We start from the raw sequence: 15,559 nt of genomic DNA, 5'->3' as shown, positions 1-15,559 counted from the left end.
TGGTCGATGCCTGACCGTAGGCGAGGCCGCGGCGGGGGGATTGCCCGGCAGCGCACGACACCTTGACCGACCACGCAACGCCCGTAGGGCCACGGCCGCCCAGCTGCCCCGCCGGGCCGTCATCCCGCGGCAGGTGCAGGCCCGGCTACCACCAGACGACGACGTACCCGGGGCCGCCCTCGACGCCCGGGCCTCCCGCGGCTCCGCCGTCGCCGCCCACGCCCGCGTTCTGCGGGGGTGCCCATGAGCCGGTCACCAGTGCGGGGGGAGCGACGATGCCGTCCGCCGCGGGGCTGCCCCCTGCGCCCGTGAGCAGGCCGGGGGCGCCCTGGCGGGTGAGGCCGTCGGTGCCGGTGGACTCGCAGGCGCCGACTCCGCCCGCACCGGGGGAGGCGGGATCGGCGCCGCCGACGCCACCCCAGGCGACAGCCAGTGCCGTGTCGGAGGTCGCGGTCATGTAGGTGAGCCCGGCGTTGTCGCCGGGAGCCCCGGTGGCGCCCCCGGCGCCGCCCCCGGCGACGACGACCAAGTGGGCCTCGCCGGGCCGCACGTGGACGGCACACCGGGCGAATCCGCCGGCGCCGCCGCCCTGGCCCCGGCCGCCGTCGGCACTGCCGCCGGCGCCGCCCCCGCCCGCGCCCCACACCTGGATGAAGATCGTGCTGACACCGCTGGGCGGAACGAAGCTCCCGCTGGTGGTGAACTCCTGGAGCCCGTGCGCAGCGTCGGGCCCGGTGGGATCGGCGAGACCCCGGCCGGGGCGGCCCGGGCCCTGTTCCGTGGTTCCCGCGTACGCCGTACCCGTCACGGCGCCGGACACCAACGCGACACTCACGGCGATCGTCCACACGCGCACACAGCCTCGGTGCCGCCGCGGCGACACCCGGGGCCCGGCTTTTCGGTACACCACGCCACCTCCAGGAGAGGGCTCTCGACCAGCGGCCTGTGCCGTCTCCTCCCGAGGCGCGGGAGATGCCGAGGACGGCAGTGAGCCCACCACAAGAGTCGCCCCGAGTGTGATCACGTGCACATTCTGTAGCCGACCGGGGGACACCCGGCCCGGTTCAGTCGGCCGCGTTGTAGCGCTGGAGGTGGTCGGCCAGCTGCTGCACGTCGGTGTCGTCCCAGTCGGCGAACCGCCCCGCGAAGGCGTTCCGGCGTCGCTCGTTCGCCTCCGCCAGCAGCCGGAAGCCCTGCTCGGACGGCTGGAGTATCTGCCCGCGCTGATCGTGCGGGTCGGATCCGCGCACGATGAGCCCGGCGCGCTCCAGCACCGCGATCTGGCGGCTGACGGTGGACTTGTCGAGCAGGAAGTGCGAGGCCAGATCCGTGCCGCGGCAGCCGCCGCGCTCCTTCATGAAGTCGAGCATGCCGTAGGCCACCAGGGACAGCTCGGGGTGGATCTGCGCGGCGCGCGTCCGGGCGCGGCGGGCGAACGCGGTGAGTTCGCGCTGGATCGTGTCGATGGCTGTGTCACGGGCCGGCATCTGGACCTCCTTCATTTAGATGTACTATACAAGGAAGAAGGTTGTATTTGCCAATCACATTGAGAGGTGCCTTCCCCATGACCGCATCCCCGGCCGCCGCCACGGGAGGGACCCACGCGCACGCGGCCCCCCGACTGCGCCACAGCGTGGGGCACATCGTTCTCCACCTGGTGACCCCGCTGCTGATGTGCCTGGGCATGGGCCTTGCCTACCTGGGTGCCTTCCACGCCCCCGAGCCGCACGGGATGAAGGTGGCCGTCGTCGGGAACGGGCCGCGCGCGCAACTCCTCGCGCAGACGCTCAAGGACAAGGCCGGCGACGCACTGGACGTCAGGACCGTCCCCACACGCGCCGCCGCGGTGCACCAGCTGATGGACCGCGACCTGGCCGGCGCCTACCTCCCGTCCACGGAGCACCCGCGCCTGCTGGTCGCCAAGGCCAACTCCGACACGACCGCCACGGCCGCCGAGACCGTGTTCCGCCTGGTGGCCGACAAGAAGGGGACCGCGCTGGACGTCACCGACGTCGCGCCCACCTCGCAGGGCGACCCCACCGGACAGGGGCTCTTCTTCGTCCTGGTCACCATCAGCATCGGCTCGTACGCCAGCGTCGCCGCCATCGGCGCGGCCGGCGCCGCGCTGGGGCTGTGGACCCGGGCCGCCATCGGCCTGGCGACCTCACTGGTGGTGAGCGTCATCGGCACCGTCCTCGCGGGACCGCTGTTCCACATCGTCGACCACGACCTCGCCGGCGTGTGGGCCATGGCGTGGCTCTACTCGGCGGGCATCGTCGCCATCGGCGTCGGCCTGCACACCTTCCTCAAGCGGTGGACCACCCTGACGATGATGACGCTCTTCGTCATGCTCAACTTCACCACCTCGGGCGGCATCTTCCGCCCCGAGCTCCAGAACGGCTTCTTCGGCGCGCTGCACGCCTTCTGGAACGGCGCGGGCTTCGTCGAGGGCGTCCGCGGCCTGCTCTACTTCCCCTCCGGCGCGGGCCTGGCCGGCCGCGTCACCTCACTGGTCCTGTGGCTCGCCGCGGGCCTCGTGGCGCTCGCCGCGGCGGACACCGCCGAACGACGCGCCCGCCGGGCCGGAGCGCCGCCCGCGCCCCTGCCGGCGGCTGAACGCGAGGCCGAGGAGGAGATCGGCGAGGCCGTCGCCGTCTGACGCGGACGCCGGTCGGCCTCGCCCACCCCTCAGAGCCAGTCGTTGCGGCGGAACGAGCGGTACGTGAGGGTGCAGGCGATGACGATGACCGCCAGTACGAGGGGATAGCCGAAGGTCCACCGGAGTTCGGGCATGTGGTCGAAGTTCATGCCGTAGATGCCGACGATCATGGTGGGCACGGCGATGATCGCGGCCCATGCGCTGATCCGGCGCAGGTCGGTGCTCTGCTGGATGCCGAGTTGGGCGAGATTGGCGGACAGCACGCTGTCGAGCAGCTCGACGAAGCCGGTGATGCGCTCCGATGCCTGGTCGAGATGGTCGCCCACGTCCCGCAGGTACGCGCGGATCTCCGGGTCGAATCCCGGCACCTTCCCCTCGGCCAGGCCGCGCAGCGGCAGGGCGAGCGGCACCACCGCGCGCCGGAGTTCCAGCATCTCCCGCTTGAGCTGGTAGATGCGCCCCGCGTCGTCGGTGCGTTCCGGTGAGAAGACGTCGGCCTCGACCTGTTCGACGTCCGCCTCGACCGCGCGGATCACGTCCAGGTACTCGTCGACGACGGTGTCCGCGATGGCGTGCACGACGGCGGCCGGGCCGTGGGCGAGCAACTCCGGCCGGCCTTCGAGCTGTCGGCGTACGACGCGGAGGTCCGGGGAGTCGCCGTGCCGGACGACCACGGCGAAGTCCGGGCCCGCGAAGATCATGATCTGTCCGGTCGAGACGACCTCACTGGTCGGCGTGAGCCGGTCGTGCTCGACGTACACGGCGGTCTTCAGGACGAGGAACAGGGTGTCGCCGTAGCGTTCGAGCTTCGGGCGCTGATGGGGGTGGACCGCGTCCTCCACGGCGAGCGGATGCAGGTCGAACGCGTCGGCCACGACCTGGAGCTGGTCGACGCTGGGTTCCCGCAGGCCGATCCACACGAAGCCGCCGGTGCTCCGGTGGCACGCGCCCATGGCCTCGGTGAGCGGCAGGAGCCCAGGACGGCGCTCGCCGTCCTGGTAGAGGGCGCAGTCGACCACGGGGACCGGGCGGCCGTCGGGGCGCGGTGCCGGGACCGGCGCTGTCATGACATCTCCTCTCGGGCCGCTCGGGGCGGATGCGCCTTCCATCATGACCACGCCGCCGCCCGTCCGGCGTCAGGGCGGCGTCAGGGCGGCGTCAGGGTTCCGCGCGCACCGGGATCGGGGTCTGACCTGCGGGCATAGCCTCATTGCTGCGCTCGGGCCGTCGGCCCGGGTGGCGTACCGCCCTCGTTCCCCAGGAGGAACACCATGTGTCTGCGTGTGTACGGAGAAGACCCCGAGCCTGCCGAAGCGGACCCGGCCGGGTCTCCCCACGTGCCTGACCGGTCGGGTTCCGCAGGCTGCACGCCCCGCTACTCCTACGCCGACGCGGACGTCGACCAGGTCGGCCAGGAGTCCGCCGTCGCTGCCGCCGCCGTCGACGAGCGGGCCGCGGCACCCGCTCCGCGGCTGTACTTGACGCTGCCTCGCACGGCGCGGACCGTTCCCGTGCGATCCCGTTCGCGGGCCTGACGAGGGCTGATCTTCGGGGCGATCGGCCTCCCCGCGCAGGCTGGCATCCGGGCCGAGGGCTTACCGACCGGGCCGGGAACACGCGGTGAGCAAGCGCGGAGCCCACTCGGGGTTGTGACGGCCTGAGGGGCTCCGCGGTGCGCACCGGCAGCGACGATGACACCGATGCGCTCCGTCCACTGAAGTCGACCGGTGGCGGTGTGCCCGGGTGACGCGGCGGCCGGGTGTCGGCTTTCACTCCAACGGCGGCGCGCCCCTCACGCGGGAGAGGTTCGGGCTCCGGGATACGCCTTTGGGGCGGCCCCAGCGGGGCCGCCCCAAAGGCGTCGTTGTCCCGGCGGTCAGTGCCGGCCGATGTCCTTGATCTTCTCGTTGGCCTCACGCGCGTCGCCCACGGCCTGCTCGGCACGGCCCTCGGCGGTCAGCCGTTCATTGCCCACGGCCTCGCCGGCGGTCTTCTTGACCTTGCCGACGGTCTGCTCGGTCTTGGCCCTGGCCTTCTCGTTGTCGGCCATGGTGCTCACCTTCCCTGGCATTGACGTCGTGTGCTGTTGGTTCGTCTGACCGTTGAACGGGGCGGCAAACGTGGGGAGTTCACACGGGAACCGGGCAATCGGCGCGCACGCGCGTGCCCCGCATCCCGTGAAAGTAACGTGATCTTTGTGTGCTTGCCGGGCCGGGTCAAGGGCAGGCGGCGGTCAGGAGGTTGATAACGATGGTTCCCCTGATTCTGGTTCTTCTTCTGGCCCTGGTGCTGTTCGGTGCGGGCTTCGCCCTGAAGGCGCTGTGGTGGATCGCGCTGATCGTTCTCGTTCTGTGGCTGCTCGGCTTCGTCGCGCGGTCTTCCGGGAGCGGTGGCCGCAAGGGCCGCTGGTACCGCTGGTAGCAGCGTCCGACACCAGCCATGGGGGCCCGGCCGATCCCGGCCGGGCCCCCGCCCGTGTCCGTGCGGCAGAGCTCAGGCTGTTCCGGCCCCCGTTCGGCGGGAAGCAGAGCCAGGGATCACCTGTGGGGTGCTTTCGGTCGACCTGTTCGACGACGCGACGCGTCCGTGTGCCTGAGCGCCTGACCCCACCGGCGTAACAGGGCGGCGCCGGAAGCGTGCCTGCGCCCGGGAACACGCACGGTGGGGAGAATCGGGAGGGGACCCACGCAGGCGCCGCGCCCTGGGCTCCGAGGGCGGCCCTCGCACCGACCCGGTCTTGTGTGATCGTCAACCTGTTCGAAGGGATTCCATGACCGCCTACGGATACTTCCTGTCCTCGGAGGAGTTCACCCCCGCGGAACTGCTCGAGCAGGCGCGCATGGCCGAGCAGGCCGGTTTCGAGGCGCTGGCCGTCTCCGACCACTTCCACCCGTGGAACGACGAACAGGGCCAGAGCCCGTTCGTCTGGTCCGTGATCGGGGCGTTGTCCCAGGTGACGTCGCTGCCGATCACCACTTTGGTCACCTGCCCCACCGTCCGCGTCCACCCGGCGATCAACGCCCAGGCCGCCGCCACAGCGGCCGTGCTGACCAACGGCCGGTTCCGTTTCGGTCTGGGAAGCGGGGAAGCCCTCAACGAGCACATCTTCGGCGACGCCTGGCCCGAGGCGGCGGAGCGCCTGCAGATGCTCGAGGAGGCCGTGCAGGTCATCAGGAAACTGTCCACCGGGGAGCGCGTCACCCACCACGGAACGCACTACACCGTGCAGAACGCCCGCCTCTACACCGTTCCCGAAGAGCCCGTTCCGCTGTACGTCTCCGGCTTCGGGCCGGAGGCCGCGGCGCTGGCGGGCCGTATCGGGGACGGTTTCGTGACGATGAAGCCCGACGCGACCCTGGTGGAGCAGTTCCGGCGGGCCGGCGGAGGGAGCAAGCCGGTCATCGGCGGACTGAAGGTCTGCTGGGACACCGACCGGGCGCGTGCGGTGAAGACCGCGCACCGGCTGTGGCCCAGTGAGCAGCTGCCGGGCGAGCTGGCCCAGATCCTGCCCACCCCGGAGCACTTCGAGCAGGCGGCCACCCTGGTCACCGAGGAGATGGTCGCCGACGCCGTCGTCTGCGGCGACGCCACCGACGAGCACGTCGCGGCCGTCAGGACGTACTCCGAGGCCGGTTTCGACGAGGTCTACGTCAACCAGATCGGCCCCGACCAGAAGCAGTTCTTCGACTTCTACCGCGCCGAGGTCCTTCCCCGGCTGCGTGAGGGCATGCCCGCCGCCTGATCCCGCGAGCGGCTCGCGAGGCTCCCACCGAGCGGATTGCGACGGGTGCCCGCAGGATGGAGCGAAGTCGGCACGCGGGCTCCTCCGGGGCGCGGGCCGACGTACAGCCCGGTCCGGAGGGCGCCATGGGTGCCGTCGGGTCCGCGGCCCGCCTCACGACGTATTCGAGGACCACGCGATGGCTGCAACGACCTTTGCCCTCACGTCCGTGCTGGAGGACGCCCGGCGGGCCCATTCCGCTGTCATCGAGCGATTCGTGGCGGATCTCGCGGTCACACCGGAGGGCGCGCACCGGCAGGTGCTGGAGGACCACGTGGCCTACGTCCAGGCCTGCATGGCACTGATGGACGGCTGCCTCCAGCGGTTGCGGGGGCGCCGCGTGCGGCCGGACCTGCTCGGGCCCGCCCGCCGGATCGCTCAGGACGCCGCGCTGGTCGGACGCATGCCCGTGGCCATGGCGTCGCGGATGGGGGCGGCGGCACTGCGCGGGCGCGGACGAGGGCCCGCGGACGGGAAACGGCTGCTGAGGAACGTGGCCGACGAGTACGGCATCACCGCGCGCGCTCTGGCCAGCAGCCAGGCGGGGGAGACCGTCGCCTCCCAGACCGAGGACGACGTCGCCCTCGACCTGTTCTCCTCCCTGCGCCGCGAGGACCAGCAGGTCCTGAAGGTCCTGGGGAACGGTCTGACCGAATACGCCGCGACCCTTGCCCGCAGCGCGGGCCAGGGAACTGCGTTCGGGGGCGTTCTCGGCGCGGTCGCCCACACGGCCGTCGCCGCCTGGGACGGCGCGAGGAGGGACTGGGTGGGCGCGGGCATCGCCGGTGTGCGTCAGGCGGCCGGCAAGGCGCAGGGGGCCGCGAGCAGGGAAGGGTCGCTGCCCATCGCCCGCTATGGCCGGATGACCGGCGGGGAGATCGCCGGAAGGCTGCACGGTCTGTCGTCCACGGAACTGGCGTGGGTCGAAGGATACGAGCGCGCGCACGCCAGGCGCCCGGAGGTCCTGCGGGCCGTCGACACGGCGCGGGCCGCCTCCTCCCCGTCCTGATCGGACGGCCGCGGACGGGCACGGACGGGCAGGGGGGGCGGGAAGGAGACCGGGCATGGCCGAGCAGGAACAAGGAGTTCCCTCCATGCTTCCCGGCCTGGTGTCCGCCAGCCACACGATGGCCTTCCGGGAGATTCCGGCAGAGGTCGAGCGGTACGCCACCGCGGCGGGACTGGACGAAGTGGCGATCTTCATGGCCGATCTGCAGGACACGGTGTTGCGCCGGATGACCGGCTTCGGGCCGGACGCCCGTCAGGGCGCCGACGAGCAGTTCCCCGTCGAGGGCACGACGGCCGGCCGCACCTTCCAGTACGGGCGGCCCGCCTCGCACCCCGTGGCCGGATCCACCCGGCGCCAGTGGTGGCTGCCTCTCCTGCACGGGACGGACCGTCTGGGCGTCCTCAGGGTCACCACCGGCGACAGCAGCGGGCAGAGCCGGCAGGACCTCGAACTGCTGGCATCGGTGGTGGCCCTGCTGCTGGTCGGCAAGAGCGCGACGAGCGACGCCTACGCGCGACTGGTGCGCACCGAAGCGATGAGCGTCGCGGCGGAGATGCAGTGGCACCTGCTGCCCCCGCGGACGTACGCGGACGCGCACGTCGTCATCGGTGGCCTGCTCGAACCGGCCTACCAGGTCGGCGGGGACGTCTTCGACTACGCGCTGGCCGGCAACATGGCGCATCTGGCGGTCTTCGACTCGATGGGCCATGACACCTCGGCCGGGGTGGCCGCCAGCCTGGCCCTGGCGGCGTGCCGGAACCACCGGCGCCAGAACACGGGCCTCGTCGAGACGACCGTCGAGATCGAGAAGGCCCTGATCCACGAGTTCGAGCGGATCCGCTACGTCACCGCCGTCCTGGCCGACCTGGACCTGGACACCGGGCTGTTCACCTGGGTGAACCGCGGTCACCTGCCACCGCTGGTCATCCGCGGGAACCGCTGGTCCAGCCATCTGCAGTGCCCGCCCGCGCATCCGATGGGCACCGACCTCGGCCTGGTGCCGGTGCTCTGCCGCGAGCAGCTCGAACCCGGCGACCGCGTCGTGCTCTACACCGACGGCATCACCGAGGCGCGCAATCCCGGCGGGGTGGAGTTCGGCGTCGACGGTTTCGTGGACTTCCTCATCCGCCACCACGCCGACCAGCTCCCCGTACCCGAGACCCTGCGGCGCCTCATGCGCAGCATCCTGGAGCACCACAACGGTCGCCTCGCCGACGACGCGACCGTGCTGATCGCCGAATGGCTCGGCCCCGACCCGTGACCACGCAGGGCCGGAGGCCTGCGGGGCCTGATTCGTGGGGCACGATCCGGGTCGATGCCGGGTCGATGCCGAGTCGTTCAGCGGCCTGGCATCGCGCCGGGCGGGGGGTCGCGGTGCGGGCGGGGCACGGCATTTGTGTCCCCATGTCGACAACCCTGGTTGTCGCCCCGTGCCGCGGGCGCCTACAGTGTGGCGCATGCCTGGCATTCACTTCTCCTTGCGGATGAGTGAGGAGGAGATCGCCGCGCTCACCGCAGGGGCGGTCGACGGCCTCGTCCGCGAACTCGTCGGTCGCGCGTTCCAGCGCCTGCCCGGGGGCGAACAGGCGCCCGCGCAGTCGGAAGCCCTGGCGCACCTGCACATGCTGGTCCATCTCCGGCAGGCCATCGAGCGCCTGGAGGAGACCGCCGCGCACGAGGCGGCCGACGCCGGAGCCGGTTACCCGCAGATCGGCAGGGCCTCCAACATGACCCGGCAGGGCGCCCGTCGCCGATGGCCGGGACTGATCACCCAGGACCCCGCCCCCCACGCCTCCCCGCCCCCCGGAGCTCTCGATGATGATCGCCCCCGTCCGTCCCTTCGACGTGCTGCTGGTCGAGGACGACGCCGCTGACGCCATGCTCATCGAGGACGCCCTCACCGCGTGCGGCACGCGCAACCTCACCCAGATGGAGGACGGCGTCGCCGCCCTGGACTACCTGCGCGACGCGGCCAACCCGCGCCCCGACCTGATCGTGCTGGACCTCAACATGCCCCGTATGAACGGCCGCGAGCTGCTGGCCGTCATCAAGCGCGACGAGGACCTGCGGACCATCCCGGTGGTGGTCCTGACCACCTCCTCGGCGCCGGACGACGTCAGCGGCGCCTACCGGGAGCACGCGAACGCGTACGTCACCAAGCCCGTCAACCTCGACGACTTCGAACGCGCCGTGCAGAGCATCGACGCCTTCTACCTCGACACCGTCACCAGGCTCCCCCGGCAGTAGCGCCGACGAGGGCATCTCGCGCGTGGGAAAAGAAGGGGAATGCCGCGCTTTGAAGGGGGTAGGCGGGTAAAGCGCTGGGAGCGCGGCTCACCGGCGGAACGTCACAGACGAGGAGGATTGCTGAGATGCGGAGCGCAGTGGCCGACAACGCAGTCAGCACGACGCAGGACTTCGATGCCGTCGACGGGCTGCCCGAGGTGTCCGGCACGATGACGGCCCCCGAGGTCCGGCAGGTCTCCAAGGTGATGTTCGCCCGCCTGCAGACTCTGGAAGAGGGCACCGCCGACTACCAGTACGTCCGCAACACGCTGATCGAGATGAACACGGCGCTGGTGCACTTCGCGGCCCGCCGCTTCTCCCAGCGCGCGGATCAGATGGAGGACATCCTGCAGGTCGGCACGATCGGCCTGATCAAGGCGGTCGACCGGTTCGACCCCGACTACGGGGTGGAGTTCGTGACCTTCGCGCTCCCGACGATCCTGGGGGAGATGAAGCGGTTCTTCCGCGACACTAGCTGGTCGGTCCACGTGCCGCGGCGGCTGCAGGAGCTGCGCCTGGACCTGGCCAAGGCCACCGACCTCCTGGCGGTCGAGCTGGACCGGGCGCCGACGGTGGCCGAACTCGCGGCCCGGCTGGAGATCGGCGAGGACGAGGTCGTGGAGGCGATGACGGCCGCCAACGCCTACTCCGCAGCCTCCCTGGACGCGCCGGCCACAGAGGAGGGCGACCAGGGAACCGCGTGGGCGGAACGGCTCGGCTACGACGACGGTGCCTTCGGCAAGGTGGAGGAGATCGAGTCGGTCAAGCCGCTGATCCGGCAGCTGTCGGAACGGGAACGGCTGATCCTCTCGCTCCGCTTCGGGCAGGACATGACCCAGGCGCAGATCGGCGCCGAGCTGGGGGTCTCCCAGATGCAGGTTTCCCGTCTCCTGACCAGGATCCTGGCCCGTCTGCGCACCCAGGCTCTCCAGTAGCGGACGCCTCCCTCAGACCGGCATCGCGCGTCACCGCGGCAGGGCCGCGTGGACGGCGTCCGGCATGGTGCGGGTGATCTCGTCGCCGAGCCGCTCGAACTCCTTGCGGAGGAAGGGGTCGGCGAGCCGTGCCGCGCCGTGGAAGCGGATCGTGGCGTCGTAGGTGATCCGGGTGCCGGTCTCCGTGGGCTCGAAGGTGAGGTCGTCGGTGGAGGTGGCGGTCCTGTTGGTGCCGACGAACGTGAGGCGGCCGGCCTCGCGGCGTTCGAGCCGGTAGTCGAGCTGAGTGCGGCGACCGCGGAACAGCGAGACGTTGTGCCAGGTGGCGCCCTCGGCCGGTTCCCCCCGGCCGCGTGTCCGGGTGCATTCCCGGGTGCCGGGGTCCCAGTCGACGGCGTGCGCGAAATCCGCGAGATAGTCGACCACGTCGGTCAGTTTCCGGGACACGGTGAAGGAGCGGCGGATCTGGACCATGGCGCTCTCCTGAGCTCGAGAAGGCGTTGCTGCGCTCGTGCCCGCACGTGCGGGGTGGCATGCCGTCCGTCCGGCCTCCACGTCGGCACGGCTCGCCGTATGAGGTGGGGCGCAGCCTCCGGATGCATCGGGACACATGCGTACCTAGCATGACAGAGAGGCGTGTGAGGCCTGCGGACGAGGCCGAAGTGCCGGCGTTCGTCAGGCTCGGCGGGGACATGGCCCGGATGACCGGGGCACCTCCCGTCCGCACGGAGCGCACGCACGATGCGGAAGGCGCGGATACGGCCGTGCGTACCGGCCCCCGGTCCCGCGGCGATGCGCGGCCGCAGGTCGTCCCGCAGGCAACCCGGTCGCACTTCACGATCTTGGCCGGCACCGCGGCTCCGCGCCGGGCTCATGACAAGGAGAAGCCCGAAGATGAGCGACTTGAGCGGGCGCAGCGCCCTCGTCACCGGTTCGACCTCCGGGATCGGTGAGGCCATCGCCGCCGCACTCGCGGCGACGGGAGCCGATGTCGTCGTCAACGGGCGCAGCCCGGAGCGAGTGGCCCAAGTGGCCGAGGGGTTGGGGGTCCGGGGCATCGCCGCCGACGTCGGTGACGCGAGCGGGGTCGCAGCCCTCGTGGAGCAACTGCCGGACGTCGACATCCTGGTCAACAGCGCGGGGGTGTTCCGTACCCAGCCGGTGTTCGAGATCCCCGACGACGAGTGGCTCCGGTTCTACGAGGTCAACGTGCTCTCGGGGGTACGCCTGACGCGGCACTACACACCGCGCATGGTCTCCCGCGGTTGGGGGCGGGTCGTCTTCGTGAGCAGTGAGGCCGGAATTCAGACGCCGACGGAAATGGTCCACTACGGGGTCACGAAATCCGCGCAGTTGGCGCTGTCACGGGGAACGGCGCAGGAGGTCGCCGGCACGGGAGTCACCGTCAACTGCGTGCTGCCGGGACCGACCCTCACCAAGGGCGTGGAATCCATGCTGTCGCGGCTGTACCCGGACCTGGCCGACGACGAGCGTGAACGCCGCTACGTGGCCTCGGGACGCGCCGCGACCTCGCTCCTCAAACGGCTGATACGGCCGGAGGAAGTGGCCAGCCTGGTCGCGTACGTGGCGTCCGACCAGGCGTCGGCGACGACCGGAGCGGCACTGAGCGTCGACGGCGGCTTGACGCCCACGATCTTTCCCTGACCCCCTGCGGCCGAGGCGGGCTCCCGCGGTTCGCCCGGCGGGAGCGAAGTGCGGCCATTCCGAAGGGACATGCCATGAAACTCGATCAGATCCTCCCGGCGCGCATCGGATTCGGCAGTGCGCCGCTCGGGAACATGTTCCGGGCTGTTCCGGACGAGGAGGCCGCGGCGACGGTCGACGCCGCCTGGGAGGACGGCACGCGCTACTTCGACACCGCGCCCTTCTACGGCTCCGGCCTGGCCGAGATACGCCTCGGTGACGCGCTTTCCAGGCGTCCGCGCGACGAGTACGTGCTGAGCACCAAGGTGGGACGTGTCATCCTCGACGAGACGGAGGACCCCGCCGCACGGGACCTGGGCGAGAAGGGCAACCTCTTCGAGTACGGCCGTCCGAACAAGATGGTCCACGAGTGGACGGCCGACGCCACCGAGCGCTCGATCGAGGGCAGCCTGAAGCGGTTGCAGACCGACCGCCTGGACATCGTCTGGGTGCACGACATCGCCCAGGACTTCCACGGTGACGTATGGCTGCAGAAGTTCGAGGAGGCCCGCACGGGCGCCTTCCGGGTGCTGACCCGGCTGCGTGACGAGGGCGTCATCAAGGCCTGGGGGCTGGGCGTCAACCGCACCGAGCCCATCGAACTCACCCTCGCGCTCGAGGAGCCGCAGCCGGACGGGTTCCTGCTGGCCGGCCGGTACTCGCTGCTCGACCACGCGCACGCGCTGCAGCGGCTGCTGCCCATGGCCGAGGAGCAGGGCGTGGGCATGGTCGTCGGCGGCCCCTACAGCTCCGGAATCCTCGCCGGCGGCACCCACTTCGAGTACGTGGACGCGCCGCCCGGGATCGTGGAGAAGGTCCGGCGGCTCAAGCGGCTCACCGACGCGCACGGCGTGAGCGTCAAGGCCGCGGCGCTGCACTTCTCGCTCGCCCACCCCGTCTCCGCCGCGGTGATCCCCGGCGCGACCACGCCCCGTCACACCGTCGAGGACCGCGCCGCGTTCCACCAGGACGTTCCCGCGGGCTTCTGGTCCGCCCTGCGCGGTTCCGGGCTGGTCAGCCCCCTGGCGCCGCTGCCGGGCGGGGCGTAACCGGCGCGGTCCGCGCAGTCGGCGCAGTCCGTCAACTCCACTCCGACCAGAGCCCGGAGGTACGTCATGGCCTCGACCTCGGTGAGCCGGATCGTCCCGGCCTCCCCGGACCGTGTATGGCAACTGGTCGGCGGCTTCGGCTCGTTGCCCGACTGGCTGCCCTACATCGCCAGCAGCGCGCTGGAAGAGGGCGGCCGCACCCGGCGGCTGGCCAACCCCAACGGCGACGCCATCGTCGAGCGGCTCATCGCGTTCAACGAGGAAGAGCGCCACTACAGCTACGCCATCCTTCAGGCACCGTTCCCGGTCGTGGACTACCTGTCCACCCTGCGCGTGTACGCGGTCAGTGGCAACGACAACGTCGCCGAAGTCCAGTGGTCGGGTCGCTTCGTCGCCAAGGGAGCGAGCGACGACGAGGTGGTGGCCCTGTTCACCGGCATCTACAGCGACGGCCTGGACGCCCTGGAGCAGGCACTCGGCTGAGGACTGCAGGACTGACTGCCCCCGGAGGCCGGTCAGTCGCGGGAACCGGTCCTGTCGTGATACCTGAGCTCGAGCCAGCGGGTACGGGTGCTCCAGGAGCCCAGGTCGGGGGCGTCGGCCAGGACGTCGTGCCAGGGCCGGGCACCGGAGGGGTCCGCGTCGTCCCGCACGGCCGGCGGACTGCCGGGGCGTCCGGCCCAGAGCCGCACTCCCGACCGCGCCTCCGGTTCGGGGACCGGAAGCCACTCGCCCACCGAGAACATGCCGGCGAGCTGGTGCACGGCGATGAAGCTGGGCAGGCCGCTCTCGGGGTCCCCGGGGTCCGGGCGATCGGTGAGGGCGTGCCACAGGAGCAACATGTTGGGCAGCTGGACACCGGGCTGGAAGTGGTAGACGAGCCGTTCCAGCTTGATCGAGCCGATGCGGGGCAGCCGCACCCGGGCGAGCGGGACGACCTCGCGCTTGCCGCCGGTCCAGGTCAGCCGCTGGTTCCGGCCCCTGTAGCCCGGCTCGCTGAAGACCGTGACATGGAGATGTTCCCTGCGATCGGCGCGGCGGTTGTGCAGCAGGCCCGCCCCGGCGACGGCGCCGCCCAAGGTGGCCAGGCCCGCGAGGAGTATTCCGGTCTTGCGTTTCATCGGCACGCGCCACCTTGCTTCCGACGGGTCGGGACGGACCGTTCATCATGCGCCGCCGAGCGTCCGCTGATCCACCGTCAGGCAGGGGGCGGTGGCGGACCTCCACGGGGTCCCCACATGTCGCCGTGCCGCGTCGCCGTCCCCGGTCTGATGTCGGCTACGTCAGCGCGGAGTGAGCCCCGCGCAGCGCGTCAGCGAGGGCTCGCGCCTGGTCGGGCGTGATGCCCAGGGCCAGCGGAATGCGGCGCGGGCTGTGGGGGGACGAGCACACGGGCACCGGGCTGTCCTCGCCGACGAGCCACTTCTCCTCGGAGACGCGGGGCTCGTCCAGAGCCGCGGCCAGCGCGCCGGCGACGTCGGCGGAGAACCCGCAGCGCGTCAGGGCCCGCTCCACGATGTCGACCGCATCGGCGGGGACGTCCGCGTCACCCAGCATCGGCAGCAGGAGGAGAAGGCGCTGGGCCGGGTCCGACAGCCCCTCGCCACCCTCCGGCGCGGCCGCGGCCAGCGCGGTGAGTTCGGCCCAGGACAGGCCGGGCCCGGCCTGGTCGACGCCGTACTGTCCGAGAAACCCGAGCCGCCCCCAACCGGGGTGACCGACGAAGAACTCGACGTTCCCCTCGTCCTCGAAGTTGGCGTACACGACGTAGGCCGTGTGACCGCCGGCGAAGGGCATCCGCAGGACCGGCCACGGCTGTTCGTGGTCGCTGAGGCGTTCCACGATCTGCTCGTAGGCGGACTCGTCCACGCCGTACCGAGCGGCATCCTCGCACGGATCGCCGATCGTCAGCCGCAGGTGTGCGAGCCAGAAGGCGGGCTGCCGCGCGAGGTCCTCGCCCGCGACGAGTTCGCGGTCTTCGTAGTACGCGGGTATGCGCACAGCAGTCGTCACGGCCTGAGCGTAGCGGGCGGGCCACGGCCCAGGAGGCGGGGACCGCCGCGCGGTTCAGGGGCTGCCGGCAGGCGGCGCGCCCGGTGGCGGACGCGCCGGTGAAGGCGCCGGCGATGCCGAACC

General features: G+C 71.5%; 19 protein-coding genes. 12 read left to right on the top strand and 7 right to left on the bottom strand.

The genetic code is table 11. The features are described from left to right. Positions 1–145: 145 nt before the first annotated feature. Positions 146–835 carry a hypothetical protein gene (locus tag ACFYXS_RS26355; RefSeq protein WP_389252386.1) on the bottom strand — a complete coding sequence of 230 codons (690 nt, stop codon included), beginning with the start codon at positions 833–835 and terminating at the stop codon, positions 146–148. Positions 836–1,064: 229 nt separating this feature from the next. Then, positions 1,065–1,502, bottom strand: a complete 438-nt coding sequence (locus ACFYXS_RS26350) for a MarR family winged helix-turn-helix transcriptional regulator (protein ID WP_389252383.1) — start codon at positions 1,500–1,502, stop codon at positions 1,065–1,067. A 62-nt stretch (positions 1,503–1,564) separates the two neighbouring features. Here ACFYXS_RS26350 and ACFYXS_RS26345 point away from each other — a divergent pair, with 62 nt between their 5' ends. Beyond that, positions 1,565–2,659 (top strand): hypothetical protein, encoded by a 1,095-nt coding sequence (locus ACFYXS_RS26345; protein ID WP_389252381.1) that lies wholly within the window; start codon positions 1,565–1,567, stop codon positions 2,657–2,659. A gap of 29 nt (positions 2,660–2,688) precedes the next feature. Here ACFYXS_RS26345 and ACFYXS_RS26340 read toward each other — a convergent pair whose 3' ends face one another. After that, positions 2,689–3,726 (bottom strand): magnesium and cobalt transport protein CorA, encoded by a 1,038-nt coding sequence (locus ACFYXS_RS26340; protein WP_389252379.1) that lies wholly within the window; start codon positions 3,724–3,726, stop codon positions 2,689–2,691. Positions 3,727–3,996: 270 nt separating this feature from the next. On the opposite strand from ACFYXS_RS26340, the gene ACFYXS_RS26335 reads away from it, so the two are divergent. Beyond that, positions 3,997–4,194 carry a hypothetical protein gene (locus ACFYXS_RS26335; RefSeq protein ID WP_389252377.1) on the top strand — a complete coding sequence of 66 codons (198 nt, stop codon included), beginning with the start codon at positions 3,997–3,999 and terminating at the stop codon, positions 4,192–4,194. A 341-nt stretch (positions 4,195–4,535) separates the two neighbouring features. On the opposite strand, the gene ACFYXS_RS26330 is transcribed toward ACFYXS_RS26335, so the two are convergent. Then, a complete protein-coding gene (locus ACFYXS_RS26330) occupies positions 4,536–4,709 on the bottom strand; it encodes a CsbD family protein (RefSeq protein WP_389252375.1) in 174 nt (57 codons plus the stop codon). 200 nt (positions 4,710–4,909) lie between these two features. On the opposite strand from ACFYXS_RS26330, the gene ACFYXS_RS26325 reads away from it, so the two are divergent. The 7 genes from ACFYXS_RS26325 to ACFYXS_RS26295 all read left to right on the top strand — a co-directional run bounded on the left by ACFYXS_RS26325 (position 4,910) and on the right by ACFYXS_RS26295 (position 10,670). Further along, positions 4,910–5,080 carry a hydrophobic protein gene (locus ACFYXS_RS26325; RefSeq protein ID WP_389252373.1) on the top strand — a complete coding sequence of 57 codons (171 nt, stop codon included), beginning with the start codon at positions 4,910–4,912 and terminating at the stop codon, positions 5,078–5,080. A 349-nt stretch (positions 5,081–5,429) separates the two neighbouring features. Further along, on the top strand, positions 5,430–6,401 hold the full coding sequence (locus ACFYXS_RS26320) for a TIGR03557 family F420-dependent LLM class oxidoreductase (RefSeq protein ID WP_389252371.1): 972 nt from the start codon (positions 5,430–5,432) through the stop codon (positions 6,399–6,401). A 178-nt stretch (positions 6,402–6,579) separates the two neighbouring features. After that, entirely contained in the window at positions 6,580–7,449 is an 870-nt protein-coding gene (locus ACFYXS_RS26315) for a hypothetical protein (protein ID WP_389252369.1), read from the top strand. A gap of 55 nt (positions 7,450–7,504) precedes the next feature. Further along, positions 7,505–8,710 (top strand): PP2C family protein-serine/threonine phosphatase, encoded by a 1,206-nt coding sequence (locus tag ACFYXS_RS26310; RefSeq protein ID WP_389252367.1) that lies wholly within the window; start codon positions 7,505–7,507, stop codon positions 8,708–8,710. A gap of 196 nt (positions 8,711–8,906) precedes the next feature. Beyond that, the gene (locus ACFYXS_RS26305) at positions 8,907–9,323 is read left to right on the top strand and encodes a hypothetical protein (RefSeq protein WP_389252365.1); all 417 of its coding nucleotides are present in this window, start codon (positions 8,907–8,909) and stop codon (positions 9,321–9,323) included. Further along, entirely contained in the window at positions 9,265–9,696 is a 432-nt protein-coding gene (locus ACFYXS_RS26300) for a response regulator (RefSeq protein ID WP_389252363.1), read from the top strand. The genes ACFYXS_RS26305 and ACFYXS_RS26300 overlap by 59 nt, the downstream gene beginning before the upstream one ends. Positions 9,697–9,821: 125 nt before the next feature. Further along, a complete protein-coding gene (locus ACFYXS_RS26295) occupies positions 9,822–10,670 on the top strand; it encodes an RNA polymerase sigma factor SigF (RefSeq protein ID WP_389252361.1) in 849 nt (282 codons plus the stop codon). 30 nt (positions 10,671–10,700) lie between these two features. Here ACFYXS_RS26295 and ACFYXS_RS26290 read toward each other — a convergent pair whose 3' ends face one another. Then, positions 10,701–11,144: an SRPBCC family protein gene (locus ACFYXS_RS26290; RefSeq protein ID WP_389252359.1), complete on the bottom strand. Its 444-nt coding sequence runs from the start codon at positions 11,142–11,144 to the stop codon at positions 10,701–10,703. 420 nt (positions 11,145–11,564) lie between these two features. On the opposite strand from ACFYXS_RS26290, the gene ACFYXS_RS26285 reads away from it, so the two are divergent. The 3 genes from ACFYXS_RS26285 (at position 11,565) to ACFYXS_RS26275 (ending at position 13,906) form a co-directional block, all read left to right on the top strand. Beyond that, complete coding sequence (locus ACFYXS_RS26285; RefSeq protein ID WP_389252357.1) at positions 11,565–12,335, top strand: SDR family NAD(P)-dependent oxidoreductase; 771 nt, start codon at positions 11,565–11,567, stop codon at positions 12,333–12,335. A 74-nt stretch (positions 12,336–12,409) separates the two neighbouring features. Next, positions 12,410–13,423 carry an aldo/keto reductase gene (locus ACFYXS_RS26280; RefSeq protein ID WP_389252355.1) on the top strand — a complete coding sequence of 338 codons (1,014 nt, stop codon included), beginning with the start codon at positions 12,410–12,412 and terminating at the stop codon, positions 13,421–13,423. 66 nt (positions 13,424–13,489) lie between these two features. Further along, positions 13,490–13,906, top strand: coding sequence for an SRPBCC family protein (locus tag ACFYXS_RS26275; protein ID WP_389252353.1), 417 nt, complete (start codon positions 13,490–13,492; stop codon positions 13,904–13,906). Positions 13,907–13,938: 32 nt separating this feature from the next. Here ACFYXS_RS26275 and ACFYXS_RS26270 read toward each other — a convergent pair whose 3' ends face one another. Further along, a complete protein-coding gene (locus ACFYXS_RS26270) occupies positions 13,939–14,544 on the bottom strand; it encodes a hypothetical protein (protein WP_389252351.1) in 606 nt (201 codons plus the stop codon). Positions 14,545–14,701: 157 nt separating this feature from the next. Then, positions 14,702–15,436 (bottom strand): hypothetical protein, encoded by a 735-nt coding sequence (locus tag ACFYXS_RS26265; RefSeq protein WP_389252349.1) that lies wholly within the window; start codon positions 15,434–15,436, stop codon positions 14,702–14,704. Positions 15,437–15,559: the final 123 nt, after the last annotated feature.

It is taken from the genome of Streptomyces sp. NPDC002574, from assembly GCF_042889545.1.
Lineage (GTDB): Bacteria > Actinomycetota > Actinomycetes > Streptomycetales > Streptomycetaceae > Actinacidiphila.
This window is presented reverse-complemented; position numbering and strand designations above follow the sequence as displayed.

Coding starts and splice junctions, on each gene's coding strand:
- ACFYXS_RS26350 (WP_389252383.1), bottom strand. CDS start 1,502: ATGAAGGAGGTCCAGATGCCGGCCCGTGACACAGCCATCGACACGATC.
- ACFYXS_RS26345 (WP_389252381.1), top strand. CDS start 1,565: ATGACCGCATCCCCGGCCGCCGCCACGGGAGGGACCCACGCGCACGCG.
- ACFYXS_RS26340 (WP_389252379.1), bottom strand. CDS start 3,726: ATGACAGCGCCGGTCCCGGCACCGCGCCCCGACGGCCGCCCGGTCCCC.
- ACFYXS_RS26330 (WP_389252375.1), bottom strand. CDS start 4,709: ATGGCCGACAACGAGAAGGCCAGGGCCAAGACCGAGCAGACCGTCGGC.
- ACFYXS_RS26325 (WP_389252373.1), top strand. CDS start 4,910: ATGGTTCCCCTGATTCTGGTTCTTCTTCTGGCCCTGGTGCTGTTCGGT.
- ACFYXS_RS26320 (WP_389252371.1), top strand. CDS start 5,430: ATGACCGCCTACGGATACTTCCTGTCCTCGGAGGAGTTCACCCCCGCG.
- ACFYXS_RS26315 (WP_389252369.1), top strand. CDS start 6,580: ATGGCTGCAACGACCTTTGCCCTCACGTCCGTGCTGGAGGACGCCCGG.
- ACFYXS_RS26310 (WP_389252367.1), top strand. CDS start 7,505: ATGGCCGAGCAGGAACAAGGAGTTCCCTCCATGCTTCCCGGCCTGGTG.
- ACFYXS_RS26305 (WP_389252365.1), top strand. CDS start 8,907: ATGCCTGGCATTCACTTCTCCTTGCGGATGAGTGAGGAGGAGATCGCC.
- ACFYXS_RS26300 (WP_389252363.1), top strand. CDS start 9,265: ATGATGATCGCCCCCGTCCGTCCCTTCGACGTGCTGCTGGTCGAGGAC.
- ACFYXS_RS26295 (WP_389252361.1), top strand. CDS start 9,822: ATGCGGAGCGCAGTGGCCGACAACGCAGTCAGCACGACGCAGGACTTC.
- ACFYXS_RS26290 (WP_389252359.1), bottom strand. CDS start 11,144: ATGGTCCAGATCCGCCGCTCCTTCACCGTGTCCCGGAAACTGACCGAC.
- ACFYXS_RS26285 (WP_389252357.1), top strand. CDS start 11,565: ATGAGCGACTTGAGCGGGCGCAGCGCCCTCGTCACCGGTTCGACCTCC.
- ACFYXS_RS26280 (WP_389252355.1), top strand. CDS start 12,410: ATGAAACTCGATCAGATCCTCCCGGCGCGCATCGGATTCGGCAGTGCG.
- ACFYXS_RS26275 (WP_389252353.1), top strand. CDS start 13,490: ATGGCCTCGACCTCGGTGAGCCGGATCGTCCCGGCCTCCCCGGACCGT.
- ACFYXS_RS26270 (WP_389252351.1), bottom strand. CDS start 14,544: ATGAAACGCAAGACCGGAATACTCCTCGCGGGCCTGGCCACCTTGGGC.